Source organism: Gilvimarinus sp. 1_MG-2023, from assembly GCF_030548285.1.
The window spans coordinates 321,195-344,176 of record NZ_JAUOSC010000001.1 but is presented as its reverse complement, the minus strand read 5'-3'; the positions used below and the strand labels follow the sequence as shown (position 1 = coordinate 344,176).

At 46.5% G+C, this 22,982-nt stretch carries 19 protein-coding genes and 2 tRNA genes; 15 read left to right on the top strand and 6 right to left on the bottom strand.

The window, feature by feature from the left end:
* Nucleotides 1-86: 86 nt before the first annotated feature.
* A complete protein-coding gene (locus Q4563_RS01480) occupies nt 87-3,053 on the top strand; it encodes a bifunctional diguanylate cyclase/phosphodiesterase (RefSeq protein WP_303603377.1) in 2,967 nt (988 codons plus the stop codon).
* Here Q4563_RS01480 and murI read toward each other — a convergent pair.
* The gene (gene murI, locus Q4563_RS01475; RefSeq protein WP_303603376.1) at nt 3,021-3,896 is read right to left on the bottom strand and encodes a glutamate racemase; all 876 of its coding nucleotides are present in this window, start codon (nt 3,894-3,896) and stop codon (nt 3,021-3,023) included. The two genes, Q4563_RS01480 and murI, sit on opposite strands and share 33 nt — an antisense overlap.
* On the bottom strand, nt 3,889-4,314 hold the full coding sequence (locus Q4563_RS01470) for a tetratricopeptide repeat protein (protein ID WP_215977478.1): 426 nt from the start codon (nt 4,312-4,314) through the stop codon (nt 3,889-3,891). The genes murI and Q4563_RS01470 overlap by 8 nt, the downstream gene beginning before the upstream one ends.
* Before the next feature lie 299 nt (nt 4,315-4,613).
* On the opposite strand from Q4563_RS01470, the gene Q4563_RS01465 reads away from it, so the two are divergent.
* Together Q4563_RS01465 and Q4563_RS01460 are read left to right on the top strand one after the other, a co-directional pair.
* A complete protein-coding gene (locus tag Q4563_RS01465) occupies nt 4,614-5,930 on the top strand; it encodes a DNA recombination protein RmuC (RefSeq protein ID WP_303603375.1) in 1,317 nt (438 codons plus the stop codon).
* Nucleotides 5,923-6,387, top strand: a complete 465-nt coding sequence (locus Q4563_RS01460; protein ID WP_303603374.1) for a DUF2489 domain-containing protein — start codon at nt 5,923-5,925, stop codon at nt 6,385-6,387. The genes Q4563_RS01465 and Q4563_RS01460 overlap by 8 nt, the downstream gene beginning before the upstream one ends.
* Before the next feature lie 53 nt (nt 6,388-6,440).
* Here the strand turns inward: Q4563_RS01460 and trmA are convergent, their stop codons facing one another.
* The 3 genes from trmA to Q4563_RS01445 are packed head-to-tail and all read right to left on the bottom strand — an operon-like array spanning nt 6,441 to nt 9,749.
* Nucleotides 6,441-7,529: a tRNA (uridine(54)-C5)-methyltransferase TrmA gene (trmA, locus tag Q4563_RS01455; protein ID WP_303603373.1), complete on the bottom strand. Its 1,089-nt coding sequence runs from the start codon at nt 7,527-7,529 to the stop codon at nt 6,441-6,443.
* A gap of 13 nt (nt 7,530-7,542) precedes the next feature.
* The gene (locus Q4563_RS01450) at nt 7,543-8,295 is read right to left on the bottom strand and encodes a hypothetical protein (RefSeq protein ID WP_303603372.1); all 753 of its coding nucleotides are present in this window, start codon (nt 8,293-8,295) and stop codon (nt 7,543-7,545) included.
* Between the two features lie 5 nt (nt 8,296-8,300).
* Nucleotides 8,301-9,749 carry a two-component system sensor histidine kinase NtrB gene (locus tag Q4563_RS01445; RefSeq protein WP_303603371.1) on the bottom strand — a complete coding sequence of 483 codons (1,449 nt, stop codon included), beginning with the start codon at nt 9,747-9,749 and terminating at the stop codon, nt 8,301-8,303.
* A gap of 237 nt (nt 9,750-9,986) precedes the next feature.
* On the opposite strand from Q4563_RS01445, the gene Q4563_RS01440 reads away from it, so the two are divergent.
* The 5 genes from Q4563_RS01440 (at nt 9,987) to Q4563_RS01420 (ending at nt 14,440) form a co-directional block, all read left to right on the top strand.
* Nucleotides 9,987-10,062 (top strand) — tRNA-Val (locus tag Q4563_RS01440).
* 11 nt (nt 10,063-10,073) lie between these two features.
* Nucleotides 10,074-10,150, top strand: a tRNA-Asp gene (locus tag Q4563_RS01435).
* A gap of 843 nt (nt 10,151-10,993) precedes the next feature.
* Complete coding sequence (locus Q4563_RS01430) at nt 10,994-12,325, top strand: hypothetical protein (RefSeq protein ID WP_303603370.1); 1,332 nt, start codon at nt 10,994-10,996, stop codon at nt 12,323-12,325.
* Nucleotides 12,325-13,296: a 1-aminocyclopropane-1-carboxylate deaminase/D-cysteine desulfhydrase gene (locus Q4563_RS01425; RefSeq protein WP_303603369.1), complete on the top strand. Its 972-nt coding sequence runs from the start codon at nt 12,325-12,327 to the stop codon at nt 13,294-13,296. Before Q4563_RS01430 ends, Q4563_RS01425 begins: the two co-directional genes overlap by 1 nt.
* Before the next feature lie 7 nt (nt 13,297-13,303).
* Complete coding sequence (locus tag Q4563_RS01420) at nt 13,304-14,440, top strand: cyclic nucleotide-binding domain-containing protein (protein ID WP_215977471.1); 1,137 nt, start codon at nt 13,304-13,306, stop codon at nt 14,438-14,440.
* Here the strand turns inward: Q4563_RS01420 and Q4563_RS01415 are convergent.
* Nucleotides 14,419-15,360 carry a DUF1853 family protein gene (locus tag Q4563_RS01415; protein ID WP_303603368.1) on the bottom strand — a complete coding sequence of 314 codons (942 nt, stop codon included), beginning with the start codon at nt 15,358-15,360 and terminating at the stop codon, nt 14,419-14,421. The two genes, Q4563_RS01420 and Q4563_RS01415, sit on opposite strands and share 22 nt — an antisense overlap.
* Before the next feature lie 77 nt (nt 15,361-15,437).
* Between Q4563_RS01415 and Q4563_RS01410 the strand changes: the two genes are divergently transcribed.
* Genes Q4563_RS01410 through Q4563_RS01380 form a run of 7 tightly spaced genes read left to right on the top strand, consistent with a single transcriptional unit; the run spans nt 15,438 to nt 22,966 of the window.
* Entirely contained in the window at nt 15,438-16,337 is a 900-nt protein-coding gene (locus Q4563_RS01410; protein WP_303603367.1) for an NAD(+) kinase, read from the top strand.
* Nucleotides 16,334-17,299: a metallophosphoesterase gene (locus Q4563_RS01405; RefSeq protein ID WP_303603366.1), complete on the top strand. Its 966-nt coding sequence runs from the start codon at nt 16,334-16,336 to the stop codon at nt 17,297-17,299. Before Q4563_RS01410 ends, Q4563_RS01405 begins: the two co-directional genes overlap by 4 nt.
* Nucleotides 17,300-17,307: 8 nt before the next feature.
* Nucleotides 17,308-18,180, top strand: a complete 873-nt coding sequence (locus Q4563_RS01400) for a rhomboid family intramembrane serine protease (protein WP_303603365.1) — start codon at nt 17,308-17,310, stop codon at nt 18,178-18,180.
* Nucleotides 18,177-18,443, top strand: coding sequence for a YeaC family protein (locus tag Q4563_RS01395; protein ID WP_215977466.1), 267 nt, complete (start codon nt 18,177-18,179; stop codon nt 18,441-18,443). The genes Q4563_RS01400 and Q4563_RS01395 overlap by 4 nt, the downstream gene beginning before the upstream one ends.
* Entirely contained in the window at nt 18,434-19,309 is an 876-nt protein-coding gene (locus Q4563_RS01390; protein ID WP_303603364.1) for a DUF2797 domain-containing protein, read from the top strand. The genes Q4563_RS01395 and Q4563_RS01390 overlap by 10 nt, the downstream gene beginning before the upstream one ends.
* Before the next feature lie 34 nt (nt 19,310-19,343).
* Nucleotides 19,344-22,001: an aminopeptidase N gene (pepN, locus tag Q4563_RS01385; RefSeq protein ID WP_303603363.1), complete on the top strand. Its 2,658-nt coding sequence runs from the start codon at nt 19,344-19,346 to the stop codon at nt 21,999-22,001.
* 32 nt (nt 22,002-22,033) lie between these two features.
* Nucleotides 22,034-22,966 carry a 5'-nucleotidase gene (locus Q4563_RS01380; RefSeq protein ID WP_303603362.1) on the top strand — a complete coding sequence of 311 codons (933 nt, stop codon included), beginning with the start codon at nt 22,034-22,036 and terminating at the stop codon, nt 22,964-22,966.
* The last annotated feature ends 16 nt before the right edge of the window (nt 22,967-22,982 follow it).

The window sequence follows — 22,982 nt, the reverse complement described above, 5'->3', positions numbered from 1 at the left end:
AGAATGACATTTAGGCGCCACTTAAAAGCCATGGAGTTACGTTGTACGCTATAAATCGCTCATTGAGCACTAAGTTACTATTGATTGTGATCGGTTTTGTCATTTTAAGTGGCATACTAGGCGCTATTCGTGTGGGTTTTGCAGAATCGCAAAGAATCGAGGCCCTCTATAATAATCGTCTGCAGGGTCTATCCACTCGGTACATACAATTTTTACAGGATGAGCTCCAACAACGAGCCAACATCTTGGCCGCTTCTCGTTCGATTTTTATTGATAATCACTCTCTGTATTCTCCGGACACTGCTATCGACTTAAGACCGTACCGGGACGCCGATGGAGCCTATCGTTTATTTGAAGAATACTCAGGCGTTTTTGTACCGAGCTTTCGTAAAATTAACGAGGATGTAAATAAATGGGTATCCGTTAGTAGTAAGACCTGGGAAACACTAACACCAGTCGTTGAGCAAACATTCAACGCTTTTTATTTTATTAGCCATAATAATGTATCTCGGGTTTGGCCGGTTAATATTGTTACTGGCCACTTACCCGAGCATGATGTTACGAAAGAAATCTTTTTCACTGAAGCCGCACCCGAAAAAAATCCTAGTAGAAGCCCCCAGTGGACGCCAATTTACTTCGATAAGTATTCACAAACATGGATGATATCACTGCTGTATCCAGTCTATATCAATGATGACTTTATTGGCATTGTTGGTGGGGACATTAACATTAGTTACTTAATTGACAAGTTAAATCAATTAGATGCTGACGGCAATCAAATACACTCTTTTATTTACGATGAGAAAGGACAATTAATTATACATAGCGGAGACTCACCCCAGCAGAATATTACCACTGGTGAGCATTACCCAATTCTTAAAGCCTCGCAAAGTGGCTTTAAAGCCTATATGAAGTCAGTTGTATCTGGTGATGTCGAATTGGGTGAAATGGCGGCCGTAACTAGTGGCGGCAACGAACTCAATATTGTGGCTCAAAAGTTCAACAACATGGAATGGTTTATTAGCTTTTACTATCCACAGTCGTATATTGAAAAAAATTTCCAAAGCTCTATGCGCGGCGCATATACCAATATTATTGTTTGGGCGGCATTCCTTTTTGTGGTGCTTTTTTTCAGCATAAGACGATATGTGGTTCGGCGTGTAGTCGCACTCGCCAATGCAACCGGCAAAATCAATCAGCACAATTGGGGGTTGAGTGTACCCGAAGAAGGGAACGATGAAATAGCTCGCTTAGGCAGTAGCATCAATAACATGCTTGATCAAATACGTCGCCTAGTTCACGGTTTGGACGATAAGCTTGACTTGCTAGACCGTGCAAGCCAAGAGTCTCGACGTTTGATGAGCGCCATTGAAAATAGCGCCAGTCTAGTCGTTATACTCAACAAGCATTGGAAAATTGAATATGCCAACTCACAATATTGGCAAATTAGTGGCTATGACTCCACAAATATGCCATTAGAGTTCGACCCATTACTGTTTGATGCCAACGATGAGCAGAAGCTATCCTTTCAAGAAATTCAAACCAAGCTAGAAGAGCAAATTCTGCGTGGATTTTACAGTGAGGATTCCGGCAAATGGCAAGCTGAATACCTTGCGATCACAGCCAGTGGCCATAAATTCTGGCTAATGCAAACCGTAACTGCCATCTTAGGCCCGGATCAAGAACTTGAATATTATGTTTGTGTCGGGCAAGACATTACTGACTTAAAAGAAAAACAACAAGAAGTTGAAAAACTCGCTTACTACGATCATCTCACAGGCTTGGCTAACCGGACACTGTTTAAATCACAGCTGCAGCTAGCGCTCGGGCGAGTGTCTCGCAGCGGTCAAAAAATGGCCCTGTTCTATATTGATTTGGATCATTTTAAACGTATTAACGATACATTCGGCCACGAGTCGGGCGATTACTTGCTTATAGAAGTCTCACGTCGGCTAAGAGAGTGCTTAAGGCAAGAGGACGTTGTGGCTCGCCTTGGTGGCGATGAGTTCGCGGTATTACTGCACCATGTCGAAAGTCCACAATATGCCTATGTAGTGGCCGATAAGATTATTCAAGCTCTAAACAAACCTATCGATATTCAAACTAAAGAAGTCATACCTGGTGGCAGTATCGGTATTACGATTGCTCCGGATGATAGTGTTGATATCGATGTGCTAATGAAAAACGCCGATCTTGCCATGTACCAGGCGAAAGAAAAAGGCCGCAATGCATTCCAGTTTTATACCGCGGACATGAATCATGTGGTGGAGCAGCGTCTAACCATTGAGCGGGAGTTGCGACAAGCATTAAAAAGTGGTCAGTTTGAAGTGTACTATCAACCTTTTGTGAGCTATACAACCGGTCAAATAGTGGGTGCAGAAGCTCTGGTGCGTTGGAATCATCCAATTCATGGTTTAGTGCCACCTTGTGACTTTATTCCTGCAGCCGAAGAATCTGGATTAATTGTACCGCTTGGAAAATGGGTTTTAAAAACAGCGTGTTATCAAACCAAAGGGATTCAAAAAGCGCTGGGTCGAAAATTTGGCGTATCAGTGAATTTATCCGCGCGCCAACTGAGTGAGCCCGACTTTATCAAAATATTAGATGCCTGTATCAATGAAGCAGGGTTAGACCCATCTTTGCTGGAGTTAGAAGTAACAGAAAGCACACTAATGGAAGATACTGAAGCGGTTATTGCAAAGCTTCGTGAGATACGCCAGCGCGGCTGCAGCATTGCAATTGATGACTTTGGTACCGGCTATTCTTCGTTAAGTTACCTTAAGAAGCTGCCTATAACCTGTTTGAAAATTGATCGAAGTTTTGTCCAGGATTTGCCCGGCGATGAAGAAGACCGTGAAATCACCTCACTCATTATTGCCATGGCTAAAAGCCTTAATTATGAAGTGGTTGTAGAGGGTGTAGAGACTCTGGAGCAGCATAATTTCTTGGCGCAGCGAGGCTGTCATATTGGTCAAGGTTTTTATTATAGTCGCCCATTGCCCATGGACCACTTTATGACCTTATTGTTCTCTGAGACCAGCAGCGAAAGCTAATTCAAGGGGGCGGTTCTTTAAGGTGAGGTTTGTCTTACTTGTGGTTGCCGCAGGCCTACTGTCACTGTATCCGGGTGGTTGGGTATACCAGTAAACCCCTTGCCTAGTGGCAGACACGTTCGATATTCGCTCTTGAGAATTGTCGAGGTTTAAAATAGAGCTTACTCGTCGGGCGATAGCTAGCCCCGAATCTATAACCTGAATAGGTCTGGCTAAAACAGCTTCAATGTCGGTCTTTAACCAGGGGAAGTGTGTACAGGCAAGCACCAGGGTGTCTAGTTTTTCGGGTGTTGGATTATCTCGAGATATAGTCAATAGCGGGGCCAATATAGCGTTAAGCGCCTCTTTGTTTGGCTCGACTCCTCTCAGTTTATTCTCGGCAATTTGCACAAGCTCTGAGCTACCCACCGACACAACCGTACAGTGGGAAGCAAACTCACGAATTAGCTGCTTAGTGTAGGGGCGGTTGACTGTGCCTGGCGTGGCCAGCACACCAAAATACTGATTGGCAGATTGTTCGGCTGCCGGCTTAATGGCCGGCACAACCCCGATAATGGGTAGGTCCAAGACCTCTCTTAACTTAGGTAAGGCCAAAGTGCTTGCCGTGTTACAAGCAACCACCACCAAATCGATGGGATTGTCTGATAACTCTAAAGTTTGTTGTATTAACTGGACGCAGCGATCAATAACAAAGGCTTCGGATTTTGTACCATAGGGAAAACCGGCATTATCAGACAGATAATCAATGCCTACCGACGGGCAGTGCTGTCGTACCTCATGCACAATAGTCAGTCCGCCGACGCCTGAGTCAAAAACCAATATGTTTGGGTAGGGCTCAACCATGTTCGCATAAATCCGCTATGGCTGTTAGATAACGACTGTCTTCTTGCTCCAGTAGGTCGCTGCCAGTGGGCATGCGGTAGGCTTTAAAAAGGTATTTCCGAGCTTCACTATCTTGTCTTAAATTCCACAAGCATTGCCCTAAACGCATATAGACGAAAGGGCTCTTGTCGCCACCTGGGCAATGGGTTGCCGAAATTAATGACTCCACCCCTTGCTCGTATTGTTTGAGCTTATAATAAGCATCTCCAATAGCGGTTAGTACCCAGCCGGCTTGTTGGTGTTCTATTTGGGGTTTGGGGATTGTAAGCCACCCTTGATAGAATGAGCGCAATGCTAGCCTGTACTCGCCCTTGTCGTATAAACGGTAACCATCAGCGCAGAATCGACGAATTTGGCGTGTTAGTAGGTTGTCACTCATTCGATAGCATCTTTTTGTTTTATGCAGAATTGAGACACATCAGTCAATGCATCAACAGTATAGCGATACAATACAAGATTGTTTAGCTTCAACCGTGAAAAAACACTATGTTTGATCAATTTGTAAACATTTTTGATGGTCAGATGGCGGTTATATTCGCTGTGGTGCTCTTCACACTGCTTCTGGCACTCTGGCTAACCTATATTCGCCCCACCAGCCGTCTTATTCGAGAGTACAGGGCGCAAATATCAGAACTCACTCATGCCGCGAACCTGAACAATAAAGACCACCAACATCAAATGAGTATGCTGGAAGAAAGTGTATCTAGACATCAGCTTAGCTTGCAAAGCGCTCGATCTGAATTGGAGGCGTACAAACAGCGCCATGAAACACTGCGCGAATTTAACACCACAGCGAAAACCAAATTGGCGCAGTTTGAACAATTACAAAATGATTATAAAAATCTACAGCGCCAATTTGTATCCTTAACCGCCTCGAGTGCTAAATTAGAGGCGGAGCTTGACAGTGAACGAAGTCAGTCTATTGAAAAGTTGGCTATTTTAGATGATGCCAAACAAGCACTGACCAAGGAGTTTGAGAATACGGCCAACAAACTGTTCGATCGTAAAGCGCATCAGTTTGATGCTACCAGCCAAAACTTATTAACAGGCACGCTACAACCATTTAAAAATCAAATCGAATCCTTTCGCAAAAAAGTTGAAGATGTCTATGAAAAAGAGAACTCAGATCGAAGTAAACTTGCTGGGCAAATCATTGAGCTACAAAAACAAGCTCAAAGAATTGGTCAAGACGCTATTCAGCTTGCCGACGCTTTAAAAGGAAATAATAAATCACAGGGCAACTGGGGTGAGGTTATTTTAGAGCGATTACTGGAGCAATCCGGTCTGCAAAAAGGACGAGAATACGAAACACAACAGTCAATGAAGGATGCGCAAGGGCAAAAGAAAATCCCTGATGTTGTCATTCATTTACCTGAGGGGAAGCATATTGTTATCGACGCAAAAGTTTCCTTAACTCATTATGAGAAATATTGCAGCGCCGATAATGAAGATTCTCGCCAAACACACTTGCAGGCGCACATTAACTCTTTTAAATCTCATATTAAAAACTTAAGCGCCAAAGACTATGAGCAATTGCCTGAAGTGCGAGGGCTCGATTTTGTATTTATATTTGTACCCATCGAGGCCGCTTTTATGCTTGCCTTACAAAACGACATGTCACTTTATAGTGATGCGTATAATAAAAATATAATTCTAACGAGTCCAACGACATTGCTTGCCATGTTGCGCACCATTGAGAACCTTTGGCGCAACGATAAGCAAAACCGTAACGCTGAGCGTATTGCCAATGAGGCGGGTGCGTTGCATGATCAATTTATATTGTTATTGGAGTCTCTCGAGGCTGTGGGTGATGGCCTGGACCGCACCCAAAAAGCGTTCGATTTAACCCAAAGACGACTACAACTCGGCCGAGGCAATCTATTGCGCAAGGTGGACAATATGAAAAAGCTCGGCGCTAAAACTAAGAAAATCATGCCCGAGCATTATCACAGTGCAATAAATCAATCACCGAATCAGGATGAAAACAATGAATGAGTTTCCAGTATGGGTATTATTGTTAGCGTTATTTATTATCCTAATATTAACCATCACAGCAGGCATCTACCTTTGGAAGCTGAAAAAGCTGAGATTACAGCAACACAATGAGATTGAACGCCAGCACGAAGCCACACAAGCCCAGAGGGGTAGGGTGAACACAAGCATCCAGGTGATTGCAAAAGCCGTTGGTAGTGAAGACATCACTCTTACCGAAGCCAGTATCCGTATATCTATGCTGTTAGACAGCCTTGATGTCGACCCGGCAGTGAATGCTGAATTTTCAGCGTTCTATCAACTCCGGGAAGCGACATCCCACATACCTTTCCTTGAGGCATGGCAGAAGCTGGACAAGCAGGAAAAACGCCGATTAACTAAAGAGAGAGTGGCGGCCGAGTCGCGACATCAGGAGGCCGTGCTTAAGGCGGCAAAAGAAATTATTGGGCGGAACTTTTAGTATGGCTGGAGGGTGTAGCACCCTCCAGTGATTTATGACATTTTATGGATCTATTACCGTTTCATCAATACAGCACCACATTCGATATGATCAGTAAATGGGAATTGATCGAACACGGCAAACTCAACCACCTTATGGCTAGCACTCATCGCCTGTATGTCTCTGGCCATGGTTTCAGGGTTGCATGAAATATACATGATGTTCTGAAATCGCTTGGCAACCTCGGTCGTGTGTTCATCCAAGCCCGCCCTGGGCGGATCGACAAAGATGGTAGTGAAGTTGTAATCCTCTAAGGCAATGTCTTTTAAGCGCCTGAATGGCCTCACATTATCGAGTGCTTGCGAGAAGTCCTCACTCGACATTCGAACCACATTAATGTTCTCCACATTATTTTCGCGCATATTATACAGAGCAGAATTGACCGAAACTTTAGAGATTTCTGTGGCTAAAACTTTATCGAAGTTCTGCGCGAGCGGCAGGGTGAAATTACCGTTACCACAGTAAAGTTCGAGCAAATCACCACCAATGCCTGAGCTTTTTTCCACTGCCCATGTCAGCATCTTTTGACAAATAACAGCATTAGGTTGGGTGAAGCTGCTCTCAATTTGTTGATAGGTATATTCACGGCCCAAAACGGATAGCTTTTCTATGACATAGTCGCGTCCAATGATCACTTTCTGTTTACGGCTGCGACCAATGATACTCACACTAAGTAAGCTGGTTAGAGCTTCAGCCTCAGCGTGCCAAGCATCATCCAGCTTCTTATGATAAATCAGAGTGATGACGGTCTCACCCGCTAGAGTGGTCAAGAACTCTGCCTGGAATAGTCTTTTGCGAAGGGTTTCACTTTGGTTAATTTCAGCTAAAAGGCGAGGCATCAATTCATTGATGCGGTGATAGCCCGGTGTAAACTCCTCGATTAGGTAAGGGGTTTTATATTCCCCTTTTTTATACATCGCATAAAAAGCCGTTGAGCCCTCCTGCCATACTTTAAACTCTGCCCGCATCCTATATCCGGATGCGGGGGATTCGTACACTTCTGGTTCGGGAATGTCAGTATCAGAAAGTAAGCGTCTTACTTTGTTTAGCTTTTCATTAAGCTGTGCTGGGTAACTTTCATCCGAAAATGGAACTATTGTCATTGCTATCTCTAAGTTAGTCTTGAATATCGGTAGGTTCTTGCTTGCTACACTTTCCCCAGTCACATTCGATTAATGCCAACCCAGAATTTTGACAGTAGCTCGCATAGGTTTCTTGGGGCCAGCTGTTGTTTAGCGTGAGCAATTCAACCGCTCGGGGGCAAGTTTGGGCTAATGATTGGGTGACCTGGTAGAAAGATTTGCCTGGCGTAGGGAGTTTTGGTAATAACTTGAACAACTCAAAGGCTCCCAGGGCGCCGGCATTAATTGAGCTAACTTGCTCATAAAGTGCTGATAGTTTTCGAGGTTCTGCATAGGAATCATAAAAGGCATTGGCTTGTTCAAAGCTAGCCTGACAAATGTCATAGCGTGCGTCTGGGCCGCGATTGGCTAAGTTCTGTTGCTTTTGCACCCGCACTACAACGTCTCGGTACTGTTTAATATCCTGCAGTGAAAAAGTACCCCCTTGCCATTGAACCCAGTCCTGTCGCGTGTGAGCAAGGTACAACTCACTGGCATTTATAGGCTTTGAATTTGCTTTGAGCCAGTCAAGGTAAACGGAGTTGGCCTCATCACCAATCTCACCACCGAGGCTCATACAACCATTTAAAGACACCATTTGCTCAATCGCGCGGGGGTGAATCTGTTTTGATAGTTGTAAGATCTCTGCGTCAGTCACCGGTGGTGGCTCTTTGGTCTGACAAGAAATGACTAACATTGACAGCATTACCAATACGGCTGTACGAAATATGACCATCTGTGATGACATAACATTTACTCCGGTGAGGCTTGGTGGGCGGAATTATGTGTACTTTCCGTAGCAGGCTTGGACAGAGGAAGAGTAATAACAAACTCCGTTCCCTCACCTAGGGTCGAATTGACACTGATCGACCCTCCATGGTGCTCTGTGATTATAAAGTATGATACCGATAAACCTAAGCCAGTCCCTAGGCCTATTTCTTTGGTGGTAAAAAACGGCTCGAATATGTGACGTGTGACTTCTTCAGGCATGCCAGGGCCGTTATCTTTAACGGTTAAAATGGCGTTATCGTCTTTTTGCTGAAGTTGGATAAATATTTTGGCTTGATTATCCAAATTAGGCCCTAATGCTTGGGCGGCATTGCGTACTAAATTGAGTAATACCTGTTGAATTTCAGCAGCACAGCCAATCAAATCGGGCACACTTTGATCAATATCGACCACCAAGTCGGGCAGGGGGGATGGCTCAGCCTTTAATAGGCTTATACCATGGCTTATAACATGGCCTAGATCATAGGGCTGAGGTCGTTGATTACTATGGCGAGAAAAATCTAGCATATTGGTGACTATGTCGGCCGAGCGTTCCCCCGCTTCGCGTATGTCTTCTAAAAACTGGGAGACTTTGCGATCGGCAAAATATTGCTGCAGAGCATCTAACTCTAGCCCTAGTGAATGCGCAGCAACCTGATTTGCCGGAAGTTCCGGTGATGTTCGACGGTAAATATTTTGCACCCCGTGCAGTATGGTACTAAGGGGGTTGTTAATTTCATGAGCCATACCAGCGGCGAGCTCTCCCAGTGAGAGCATTTTTTCGTTTTGGATCATCATATTTTCAACACGAACACGCATGGTGACATCATCTATACGAATAACGGCCCCGATGGATTGTGCAGCAATCAGAGGGTAAATCGTAAGGTCGCAAAAACGAGTATCGCCAGAGTACAGCTCTTGAAAGTTTTCAGTTATATACGGTGTGCCGGCATTAATGGTTTCGGCAATGGTGGCGCTTTGGATCGGTAAGGTGGGGTATACATCCAGAATATGTTGTCGCAGTGCCTGCTCTGCCGGAATGTCACACCTTTTTTCTGCTGCAGCATTCCAATGAGTAATAAAGCCTCGGTGGCTGACCCCGATAATAATCGAGGGCATCGAGTTAATGATGCTGTGTAAGTATTCTTGAGTTTCACGCAACAGCAGCTCGGTAGCCTCGTGGCGTCCAATTTCTTGATACAGCTGATCATTCGTGTTGTGTAAAGACTCGGTACGTGCTTTGACTTGCTCCTCTAGCGCATCGCGCGAAGCACAGAGTGCTTGTCGAGCGCGAGTGATCTTTAGCCGGCTACGCTGAAGCCCAACAATTAGAGCAGTCTGTAGGGCCAGTAGCAGGATAATAATAAACCATAACCAGCGTTGGTCAGAGGCAACGTCTGATGGACTTGCCATAACCGATTCGCTGGTCACCACGAAAGCGCCGCAAAGGATTAACCAAAAAGGAATTCTTTTCACAACATATTTAAATGAGTCGAATAATAAGGATTTTTTCAGTCTAGCATTTTATGGCCCGCACTTATATTGCTTCTAACTTCTTAATATTGATTAAAAAATAGAAAAAATGCTTACAATATAGACACTTAGGGGAATTATTTAAAAAAATGTTTGACAGCTTCCGGCATTTCAGTAGAATGCCCACCATCTGATGAGGGGTGGTTAGCTCAGCTGGGAGAGCATCGCCCTTACAAGGCGAGGGTCACAGGTTCGATCCCTGTACCACCCACCAATCAGCATTGCGGACCGGTAGTTCAGCTGGTTAGAATGCCGGCCTGTCACGCCGGAGGTCGCGGGTTCGAGTCCCGTCCGGTCCGCCACTATTTAAAAAGGCTCCACTTTGTGGGGCCTTTTTTTATGCCTGTTAAAAAGGCACATGTTGACTTGACGGGACGATAAACCCGCGAAGCGGTGTTCGACCAATTCGTCGGGAGCGAATTGGCACAGCGTAACGCGCTGCCCGAAGGGCGGCCATCAGGAAGATGGCCGTAACTAATGGCAGGATAGCCATTTTGCACAGCGCGAAGGCGCTGCCACTAGGGTGGCCGCCACGGGCCGAAAAATGGCTCCTGCATATTCGGCATTCCCACCATCTATAGCGGTTAAGGCGGCCATGTTTCCCGTCCGGTCCGCCACTATTTAAAAAGGTAATGCCGCTCGGGCGGAGCGATAACATTTGAGTTGATCAGCCAGGCACTGACATACCCCCCAAAAATCCTCATCTACTACTTATTGACGATAAGTCTATTCTCTGCGAGCAGGTTGGCGCATATAACCACATTAAGGATCTTTTTTATCACGTAATTGTCACATTTTTATGCGATTTTAACGTTGATGGAACTAAAACGCGCTGTTTTAGCTCTAATAGTCGATTGTTAATAACTAGGAGATTTACACATGCAAGATTATTTAGAAGAATTACTCGATACTGGGTTCGATGACCTTGATGATGAGTACTGTGAGGATTATGCCGAAGTATAATGGCCTGAAAACGGCCATTATTGTGTCCTTTCTAATTACACCCTCCCGCAAAACCTGAACTAAATCCCACATTTACACCTTTAAAGCCCAACTAATACGACATTAGCTGATTTCTGACTGTGCCAACCCTATAATTAGGGAGTAATCTATACCTAGGCGACAGTGGTGATACAGGATGCGAAATGTCGAACCGTGATATAACAAAGGAAGCGATAGCCATTTTTGTCGATGATTTTATCGATAGAGAGCTTCAGTACCCTGAGTTTGAGGCGGTTATGGACGGTTTTGTACCCATGCCAGACTTTGCCGGTACAACTGTCAATGCGGTTTACCTGTTAATTAATCAAGACTTAAAAATCACAGGTTGTGTCTTTTTTAAAGTTGGCTTTAACACCAAAGGCATGATCGCCGATAAGTGGAACGTCCCCCTGCAGCAACTTGTGAATAACGCGGCAAAGGGGCCTGACCTGGGCGCCAACCCCATTGCATTGGCTTGTTATAGCCAATGCCCCATTGCGATGCAGCAACAAAGCCTCTGGGATCCAACGATGGAGCCTGGACGCAATAGCTTTGTATTGCTTAAAAAAGCCGTTGCCAGTAATCGTCTAGGTCTAGTCTTCCCAGAGCCAGAATCCCCCTCCAATTCGGAACTTAATTCAGGGCAGATTGGATTTAATGAAAGACTGGAACGAGAGTACGCTACCGCAATGCGTACCCGGCTTGCTCATACACTGAAAGAGCAGCGGCTACGCATCAACACGCTAAAAAGCAAGATGTCTCTGAAAATAGATGCCCTTAAGCGTGAACATCAAATACGCCTGGCCGATTACCAAGTTCAAATGCGATCACTGCAAGAGGTGAACGCACAATTGCAAGCTGATATTGAGGCACATAAAAAAGAACTGGAGCTAAAAGACAGTAAAGTCCAGGGTGTTCGTGAATACTATGAACACAAGCTTAGTGCGGCCCAGCTTAACGGTGGGGCACAAATAGAGGCACTCGAATCGGGTTTTACTCAAGAATTGGACGCTCAGGTCGCACAGGTAAAAGAAGAATTACAACAACAGCTAGACATGAAAGATATGGAGCTGTTTTACCGCCAACAGCAAGAAGAGAGCTTGCGCGAGGAGCTAAACACCTTACGCGACGAACATGAGTCTTTACTTGAGCATGGCAGCTCAAAAATATTGGTGCCTCTGAGTAAAGCGGGTATAAGTTTTGTAGTCTTCCAGCCGGGGCTGGGGCAGATAACTTTACCACCCGACCAAGTGGCGGAGTATATGTCAGCCCCGGCAGAATTTGCAGCGGACAAATGCGGTGTGACGGTAGAAACCTACAAACTATGGCTCGACCATAACCATTCACCATACTGCAACGCCAAAAATGCTGACGGTGAAGAGTGTGGTGCGGGTGTAAAAAGAGTGGCCAACCCCACCGATTTTCACAACGGTGAAACCAACCGCTGCGACATCCATAAAAGTATAGGCGGCAATTTAAACATAGGGCGCGGCTAATGAGTGCCCAAATGCCAGAAAGTGCTCTGTTAGAGCGCGCCATGATGGTTCCTTATCAGGCCATTAGCATGCCGAACACTACTAAGCGTGGTTTAAAGCTCTTGATGCGCAGAGACGATTTGATTGATCCCAACGCAATTGGCAATAAGTTCTACAAACTCTACTTCAATATCAATCATGCAATTAAAAGCCATAAGCGCCGCTTAGTCACTATGGGTGGCCCCTGGTCAAACCATCTGTTGGCCTGTGCACAGGCGGCCCGAAAAAACGGAATGCAAAGCCGGGCATTAATTCGCGGAAAGCATCATAAATTCCTTAGCCAAACCCTGCAAGACTGCCAATCATTAGGCATGCAGTTAGATTTTGTCAGTACTACCGAGTATCAGTCACTAACGAATTTACCGCACAGTGAGCAAGCTTCACTGCCCGATAAATTATTAGAAAACCGGCAACATGATTACTTTATTCCCGAGGGAGGATGTAATGATTTAGGGGTTAATGGCTGTCAATACATTGGTCAGGCAATTCGACGATATTCCGGCACCCCCTCAAGCGTATGTGTCGCGGTTGGCACCGGTGGTACCTTTCGGGGAGTTGTGCAAGGTTTAGGTGGCCTTTGCCACACCTTGGGTGTTGCGGTGCTTAAAAACACACAAAAAAAAACGAACCTTCTCGGTTTAGACAGCATTAATCATCAGCCATGGAGTTTAGCGTGGGGCTTCGATCTTGGCGGCTACGGGCGCCGACTACCTGCCCAGGCCGTAAATTTTTGGCGAGCATTCGAGCAAAATAATCAAATAGCGATCGACCCCGTTTACACATTGAAAATGCTGTGGGGGGTTGATCAATTGGCCAGACTAGGATATTGGAAGACTGGGGACACTGTCATTGTGATACATACTGGTGGGCTGCAAGGGCGCAGAGGATTTTCCCAACAAATGGATTGGCCAACACCTAAACCTGTAATGTGACCTAAATATGGATAATCTATTACAACCAAATCAAGCGTCCACTCCGGTCGATCCGGCACTTATACACTCTCTCGTGCCGCTCAAAGACATGAGTAAAGCGCATGTTAATGAGTTGCTGGAATTTGCCCAAACAGAATATTTGTATCAAGGACAAACGCTTTTTAATCGCGGTGCCATTGATAACTGCCACTTGTACCTGCTCTATGGAGATTTACTTTTAGAGTCAGAATGCGGCGTTCAGCAGGTAATTAAAGGTCGCAGTTCATTACTACCAATTGCTCACTGCAAGCCAAGACAGCAGCAGGCAACAGCACTAACCGATTGTGCGGTGCTTAGAATTGAAAGCAATACTCTGGACAAGCTGCTCACTTGGAGCCAGGTTGCCGATTATCTGCACAGTATTATTGCCCGCGATCGCGACCTCGATGAAGATGTGCAGTGGATGATGCAAGTTTTACATTCAAACTTATTTTTCAAAGTTTCCCCATTAAATGTTGACGAAGTGTTTAGTCAAATGGAGTCGACCGTTGTCGATACAGGAGAAGTCATTTTACGACAAGGAGAGCTCGGTGATCGCTGCTATTTCATTAAAGAGGGAGTGGCCCATGTCACAAGACAAGGTGAAACCGGTAACGAATTTGTAGCTGAAATACATCAAGGCCGATGTTTTGGCGAGGATGCTCTGGTTAACGATGCCCCGCGTAACGCCACTGTGACCATGGCCACTGATGGTGTTTTAATGTATCTACGCAAGCAAGAGTTTTATCGGTTAATAAAAGCGCCCGATGTACCCACTGTGCCGCTTTCGCAGGCCATCGAGTACGTGAATGATCTACCACAGGTACTGGTCGATGTTCGATCCGATGAAGAGTATGCCGTTGGTCATCTGCACCAAGCGGTCAATATACCTCTGCACTTACTGGGCATAAAGTCACGCTTATTGCGCATTGGCGTTGAGTATATTTGTTATTGTGATACCGGCCGACGCAGCCAAGCCGCCACGCATTTATTGCGAGAGCAGGGCTTTATGGTTAAAGCGCTCGCGAACTGTGAGCAGGTTTTTGAGGGCTGTAAGGATAGCCCTGAGCTAGAAGTTGGCTCAAACTATGTTCTGCGCGAAGGCTACTCTAAGCCGGGCCATTGATTGTTGACTACACAGTAGCGGCGGGTCTCGAACCAAAAACCTTTCTGATGGTATTGCAATTGTGCCACCATACGGGGATGTCCATCGTAGGTTATTTGGCCATATAATGCCGCGCACAACTGAGGAGCTGTTAACGGTATACAACATTTATGAAGCCGGGCAGGGCCAATCCAGCGATTGCGAGGAATAATCGTGTAGAGGCCTTTTTTATCAACCCTGTGCAGCTGATTAACGGGTAACCATAGATATTCAGCGGTACTTTTGTTGTGATACTGGCCTTGATTCGCGATAGATTTCAAGTCTCTATGCCCGGGCCAAAATAGCGCACCTTTTAGAATTAAACGCTGTTGTATTAAGCCGAAATCAATCTGGTTTCGGGCTAAAACAGTTTGTGTGGTGGTCTTATGTAGCAACGGAAATTGATGGCCTTGTAAATGATCCAGTTTTTTCCCAAGACTGTCATTGGCGTTGGGGCCAATCCAGTGGTGGTACGACTGAGGATTATCACCGACCAGCAAATAAAACTTTACCGCAGCTTCAATGTGTATAAACCGAGCATTCTCTTCTATGACATAATCGAGTGAACCAATGGTTTTTTTATTGTGTTCAATTTGTAAATTATGGGCAAGGATTTTAGTGTTCCCGCCAGCTTGCCAAAAAAAGCTCCAAAGTGACTCAAAATATAAACCTAACCGAGTACTTTTACGCTGCGCTAAATGCGCCAATAATAAACTGGGGTTGTCATCCTGTTGTTTTAACCACAGGCAGATATCATCTTTATTGGTTGCGGGCTGATAAAACTCCATGCCGTTGGCCAGCGGAGTGCTCAATAAGTGCTCGCCCATACAGCTAGCCGCCAGGTCACGAACCTGCGGTGTACGCAATGAATGCACAAATTCTAGCCAGGGGTTGATAGGCATCTCCTTGGTTATTTGGCGTGTTATTATTCGCCTGCCATAATTAGGTGTCAATCAATAGCTAGGCTATGAGGATTATAATGAGTCAGTTTTCTCGAATTGGACTAATCGGACGTCTCGATAATGACCGGGCAAAATACACGGTTCGACGACTTATAGAGTTCCTTGAGACCTGCGACGTTAAGGTTTATATCGATGAACAAACCGGGCAGTTAATTAACGTTGATCGCGACTTTGAAGGCGTAAGCAAGGTTGCTATGCCAGAATTAGGCGCCAATTCAGATCTGGCTATTGTAGTGGGAGGTGACGGCAGCTTACTCAGTGGGGCTCGAGATTTGGTCGAATACAATGTCCCCATTTTAGGCATTAATCGTGGCCGGCTTGGGTTTTTAACCGATATTGTGCCGGACGATATTGAACAAAAAATCACCGAAGTGCTTACCGGCGAATACGTACAAGAACAGCGGTTTATGCTGGATATGCGCGTTGAGCGTTGTGGCGAGACGGTATGCCGGGGCGATGCCCTGAATGACGTGGTGCTCCATCCCGGTGAATTTATCCGAATGCTCGAATTTGAGCTCTATGTCGACAAACACTTCGTCACCTCGCAGCGCTCCGATGGCATGATCGTATCAACGCCTACGGGCTCTACCGCCTACGCTCTGAGTGGTGGTGGCCCCATTATGCACCCCAAATTAGACGCCATTGGTCTGGTACCGATGAACCCTCACACCTTGAGCAGTCGGCCAATGGTCGTGCCCGGCGGTAGCTTAATAGAAATTGTGGTGGGCGAGGGTAATAGCGCTATCCCGCAAGTGACCTGTGATGGCCAAACCCACGATACAGTACAAGGCGGCGATAAAGTCATCATCACCAAAAAACCACAAACTCTGCAACTTATTCATCCAGTCAATCATAACTTTTATGAGCGCTGTCGCTCAAAGTTGGGCTGGGGAGGGCATCTACTGGAGCGATCATGAGTGATCTCCAAGCCACAGAAGAGTTAAACGTTAAAGCGAGCCACTTGGATATTATTGGCGATGTACACGGCTGCGCCAATACCTTACAAAGGCTGCTGCAAAAGCTCGATTACCAAAAAGTGGCTGGGGTCTATCGCAACCCTCAACGCAAAGTAGTCTTTGTAGGTGATATTGTCGATCGTGGCCCTAGAATACGTGAAGCTCTAGCCATAGTGCGTGATATGGTGGATGCTGGGGAGGCCACTATGGTGCTGGGCAACCATGAGTTGCATGCATTGTGTTACTGTTTGCCTAACCCCAATATTCCCAACCACTATTTGCGCCCTCATACCCCTCGCAATACCTCTATTATCCAAGAGACGTTAGAGCAATTCGCAAATCACTCCCAGGACTGGCAAGACCACTTGAGGTGGCTTAAGCAGCGCCCACTGTATTTTCAAATGCCGGGGGTGCGTGTTATTCACGCCTGTTGGGACCAATCGGTTATTAACAGGCTGGCTGCTGTTATCCCCGAGGCTAGGTGGTCAGAGTTGGCGGACCCAGCCAGTCAGCTGTCACGCGACGTTAAACGCTTAACCTCAGGTGTTGAATTACCTCTGCCTGAGCCCCATATTATGCTCAGTGCTGAAGGGTACAGACGCAGGTCGTTTCGGGCCGGCTTTTGGCAGTCAAACCCAGTAAACCTGGGCGCCTTAGCCTTTCAGCCGGACCCGCTACCAGATTCAGTGGCCGCGCTACCTGTTACTGACGATATTAAAGCGCAGCTGGTCGTGTACGATTCAAGCCAGCCACCACTATTTGTGGGTCATTATTGGCTCAATGGCTCACCGAAGCCAATTACAGAAAATATTGCATGTCTGGATTACAGTGCAGTAAAGTTTGGTCGCTTAGTGGCCTATCGATGTGATGGTCGTCAGACGTTACACCCCAACCAATACAACTGGGTTTATGTTGACCCTTAGGCCGTACTTTGTCCTGGATACCCATTCAATCATACCCAATCGACCGAGATTTAACCGATCTGGTTGAAAACTTGCGATCCGGTGGCGTTAATTGTCGAGTAATTGAGCGCAATAGTGAACAAGTCCTATTTTTAGACCCGGCCCAACAAGAGGCAGGTAGGGCGATTCTGCAACGCTGGGAGCAAGGTGATTACAATAACGCGCCTAGGTCACAGACAAGCCTGTGGCATGGCCTGTCGCTGCGCCAGCTTGCGCAAACGCCAGTCACTGCCATTTTGTTAATATTGAGTCTGGCGGGTTACTTTGTCAGCACCTTACCCGCGTTACAACATTGGCAGTTTGTCCTTACATTGGTTCCAATAGAAATCGTATCGGGCCGATGGTTAGCCTTTGGAGAGCTCTCCGACTCATTAGGACGCCATGAATATTGGCGCTTAGTGACCCCTGCGTTTTTGCACTTCTCCATTCTACATTTAGTGTTTAATGGACTTTGGACCTGGGAACTGGGCCGACGTATAGAAATGCTCAAAGGCACCAGCTTTGCAATGGGCTTTTTTATGGTGGCCGCCATTTCGGGTAATTTATTACAATATTATTGGTCCCCCGAGCCATCTTTGCTGGGGGGCATGTCCGGTGTAGTCTATGCGTATTTAGGTTTCTTAGCGGTTTCACACGCGCTTAAGCCCCATCCGCTAACGGCCATTCCGCGCGGTATTTTGATGTTTATGTTGATCTGGCTGGCTATAGGGTTTACCGGTGTAATCGACTTTGCGATAAGCGGCAGTGTTGCCAATGCGGCACATTTAGGTGGATTAATTGCAGGCGTATCTATAGCAGCTATTAGCTTGCTATTTGATAGATTTTTTTCGGAGCAGAAATGAACGACAATTTTCAGCAGGTTATTAATAACCTGACCCCAGATGTTTACCAAAACCTGAAGCGTGCCGTTGAACTGGGCAAATGGCCAGACGGAAAAGTTTTAACTCAAGAGCAGCGCGACACCTGCATGCAAGCGGTTATTGCCTACGAACATATTCACCTCCCCCCCGAAGAGCAGGTAGGCTATATTCCACCCAAGCCGGGTGACGCCTGTGACGACGAAACAAAACAAAACAGCTCGGAGCAGCCTCTTAAATGGAAGTAATTCCCGTAAACGAGCTGCCAGAGAGTATGAGCGGTGGCTTAAAGAAAATGGCTGTTAGTTTAAATAATAGCAATGCTCAGGTTAGTTACGCCTTACACTGCGGCCAACACACCGTAAATGCCAATGAACTCATTGGTCGCACCTTGACGATCACCTATGCCGGATCAATCCACTGTTTGCACTGTAACCGTAAAACTCGCAAAAGCTTTAGCCAGGGCTACTGTTACCCGTGCTTTCAATCACTGGCCCAATGCGACTCCTGTATTGTGAGTCCAGAGAAATGTCACTATCACATGGGCACGTGTCGCGATCCTGCATGGGGCGATGATTTTTGTATGAATGATCATATCGTGTATTTGGCGAATTCATCAGCACCTAAAATAGGCATCACCCGCGCCACGCAAATCCCCACGCGTTGGGTTGATCAAGGTGCCGCTCAAGCGTTACCCATTCTCAAAACGTCCAGCCGCCGTATAGCAGGGCTGGTCGAGGTGATTTACAAGCCCCACATCAGTGATCGCACACAATGGCAACGAATGTTAAAAGCGACTCCTGAGGACATTGATTTACATCAGTTAGCGTTAGAGCTACAGGCCAAAGTGGCGCCGGAAATAAAGACAATACAAAATGAATTTGGCACGGACTGCATGACGGATTTAGTCTCGAACGATACTAAAAGCACCCGCATACACTATCCGGTTAATAGTCACCCGGTCAAAGTCAAATCCGTTAATCTTGATAAAACACCAGTTTTCACCGGCGAACTTACCGGCATCAAAGGTCAATACCTAATATTTGGTGACCAGGTGCTAAATGTGCGTAAGTTCGGCGGCTATCATGTCGATATATCCATTTCTAATTCGTGAGCCCTTTATGAATATTGCCGAATCAGAGACTGCAATGAAAACAATTTATTTAAAAGACTACCAACAGCCAGCTTATTGGATTAAAAAGACCGAACTGGATGTAGCCATTTACAGCGGTGAAACGTTTGTTCAGAGCAAGCTTACCATTGAAAAAAATTCAGCGGTGCAAAGCCAAATTCTGGACTTACACGGCGAAAACCTAGAGCTGCTTGAGATTAAAATTGACGGCAGAAATCTGGCGGAAAGTGAGTATACTTTAACCGATACTAGCCTGAGTTTAACGCCCCCCGTTCAGAACTTTACACTAGAGACGCGTGTTCGAATTGAGCCTGAAAAGAACACATCGCTTGAGGGTTTGTATCGATCCAGAACGATGTATTGCACGCAGTGCGAGGCCGAAGGCTTTCGTAAAATCACCTATTATTTAGACCGCCCTGATGTTATGAGTGACTTCACCACTCGACTATCCGCGGATAAAACCACCTGCCCGGTGCTGCTTTCTAACGGCAATTTAATCGACAGTGGCGATCTGGACGACAGTCGTCATTTTGCGGTGTGGCATGATCCACACCAAAAACCCGCTTACCTTTTTGCAATGGTAGCGGGAGATTTGGCTCATATCGAAGATTCGTTTACCACCTGCTCTGGGAAACAGGTGTGTTTAAAAATCTTTGTCGAACCAAAAGATTTAACCAAATGTGATCACGCTATGGCGTCGCTCAAAAATGCCATGCGTTGGGATGAAGAGCAATATGGCCGTGAGTACGACCTCGATATCTTTATGATTGTCGCGGTTGATGACTTTAATATGGGGGCCATGGAAAACAAAGGACTTAATATTTTCAACACGTCGTGTGTGTTGGCAAGTCCTGAAACCACTACGGATGCTGGTTTTCAGCGAGTGGAGGGAGTTGTCGCACACGAATATTTCCACAACTGGACCGGCAACCGGGTTACCTGCCGGGACTGGTTCCAGTTGAGCTTGAAAGAAGGGTTTACGGTTTATCGGGATTCGGAATTCTCCGCCGATATGGGATCGCGAACCGTTAAGCGAGTTGAAGATGTTGCGTTTTTGCGTACTCATCAGTTTGCCGAAGATGCCGGCCCAATGGCACACCCCATTCGACCCGCCAGTTATATGGAAATATCCAACTTCTATACCTTAACCATTTACGAAAAAGGTTGTGAAGTGGTGCGCATGATTGCCAACCTGCTTGGGCCTGAATTATTCCGTCAAGGTTCAGATCTTTATTTCCAGCGCCACGATGGCGAGGCTGTTACCACGGAAGATTTTGTAGCCGCAATGGCCGAGGTATCCGGCCGTGACCTGACTCAATTTGGCCATTGGTACAATCAAGCGGGGACACCTGAGCTCACCATTACCGATGAGTACGATGAAAACTCACGTCAGTACACTTTAACCATCAGCCAATACACACCACCCACGCCTGAATTGACTGAAAAGAAACCATTTCATATACCGCTGCGGGTCGGCTTAATTGGTGATGCCGGCGAATTGGCACTAACACTGGCTGACGAGACTTTAGAAGACTTACCCTCTGATAACACCGATCGGGTATTAGAAATAACAGAAACTACGCAGAGCTTTGTATTTAACAATGTGCCAGAAAAACCCGTACCTTCTTTACTGCGCGATTTCTCAGCACCTGTGAAGATAAAATATAATTACAGCCGTGACGATCTGTGTGCACTCGCCATACGCGATAGCAATGGCTTTAACCGTTATGAGGCGGTGCAAAACCTAGCGATGGCGGTTATCGACGACGCACTTAATGCCAATGCAAGCGGCGCTAGCTTTACCTTGGATTCGCGTTTAACCGACATCTATCGCCAATTGTTAGCTCAACCGGATTTGGATCAGGCTATGCTCGCTTATATGTTGAGCTTGCCCGCCGAAGGTTATATAGCCGAACAACAAACACTTATAGACCCACTGGCTATTCATCGAGCCCGTCTGCAAGTCAAAAGCGCTCTGGCTCAAGCACTGCATGCTGAATTCAAGGCGGTGTTTGAAAACCTCAAAGCGATTGTGCCTTACAGTGCCGATGCGCAAGCAATTGCCAAGCGCAGCCTAAAAAATGTGTGTCTGTCGTATTTAATGGATGCCCCTGGCGAACAAGAGCTCTCTTTGTGCCTTGAGCAATTCCAATCAGCCAACAACATGACCGATGAGATGGCAGCTTTAACCGCACTGGTTATGGCCGATAACGAACAGGCCCAACAAGCCGCCGAGCAAGCGTTAGCAAGCTTTTATAACAAATGGAAAAATGAAGCCCTGGTGGTCAACCAGTGGTTGGCACTGCAAGCGCGCAATACGGCCGCCGGTGGTCTTACACGGGTCAACGCTTTAATGCAACACGAGGCTTACGACAGTACCAACCCCAACAAAATCAGATCGGTTATCGGCAGTTTTTGTGGGGCGAACACGCCTAACTTCCACAACATTAGCGATCCGGCAGCGCAGGGGGGCTATGCCTTTTTAGCCCAGCAGATCCGCGAGCTAGACGCTAAAAACCCACAAATCGCCGCCCGCTTACTGAGCCCGCTGACGCGCTGGCGTCGTTATGCTGCGCCTTTTAGTGAGTTAATGCGTGAACAGCTGCAGGAGTTAGCCCAACAGCCCGGTTTATCTCCCGACTGTTATGAAGTGGTCAGCAAAAGCCTGGCTTGATAGGCTAGGCAATGGTGCAATAGGAGTCTTACATGCCTGAAACAAGCAATAAACTGGTTATCGCAATTTCCTCGCGAGCACTGTTTAACTTGGATGAGAGCCACCAAGTCTATAAAGATAATGGGCTTGAGGCCTACGCCCGCTATCAAATTGAGCACGAAGACGAACCGCTGGAAGCTGGCGATGCTTTTCCTATGGTACAAAAATTATTGCACCTAAACGAAGGGCTAGCCGGAGAGCCTCGGGTAGAGGTCATCTTGCTGTCGAAAAACAGCGCTGATACCGGTCTCAGGGTGTTTAATTCCATTGAGCACTATAAGCTCAATATCACCCGTGCGGCTTTCGGTGGGGGGCATAGCCCATACCGTTACGCACAAGCGTTTGGCTGTCAGTTATTTCTGTCCACCGAGGCCGACGACGTACGCAATGCATTAGAGCACGGGATTGCCGCCGCTACCTTGATGGCGCCTAAAACTAGCAGTAAAAACGCCAGTCAATTGCGCTTTGCCTTCGATGGTGACGCCGTTTTATTCTCGGATGATGCCGAGCGTATTTTCAAGCAGGAAGGGCTGTCGGCTTTCACCGAAAGTGAAAAAGCCGCCGCCAAGACACCACTACCGGGCGGTCCATTTAAACCATTTTTGGATGCTTTACACCGCTTACAGGCCGAATTTGGCGATGTAGAGGATTGTCCCATTCGCACCGCTTTGGTTACCGCACGTTCTGCGCCGGCTCACGAGCGAGTTATCCGCACACTGAGAGCCTGGAATATCCGTATTGATGAGTCATTATTTCTCGGCGGACTGCCTAAGGGCGAGTTTTTAAAGGCCTATGGGGCCGATGTCTTCTTCGATGACCAACAGGCACACATCGATTCAGCCAGTGCCCATGTTGCCACCGGGCATGTCCCCCATGGGGTTGCTAACACCAAGTCAGTTGAGCAAAAACCCAACAGCAATGGATAAATACTATTCAAAAGAC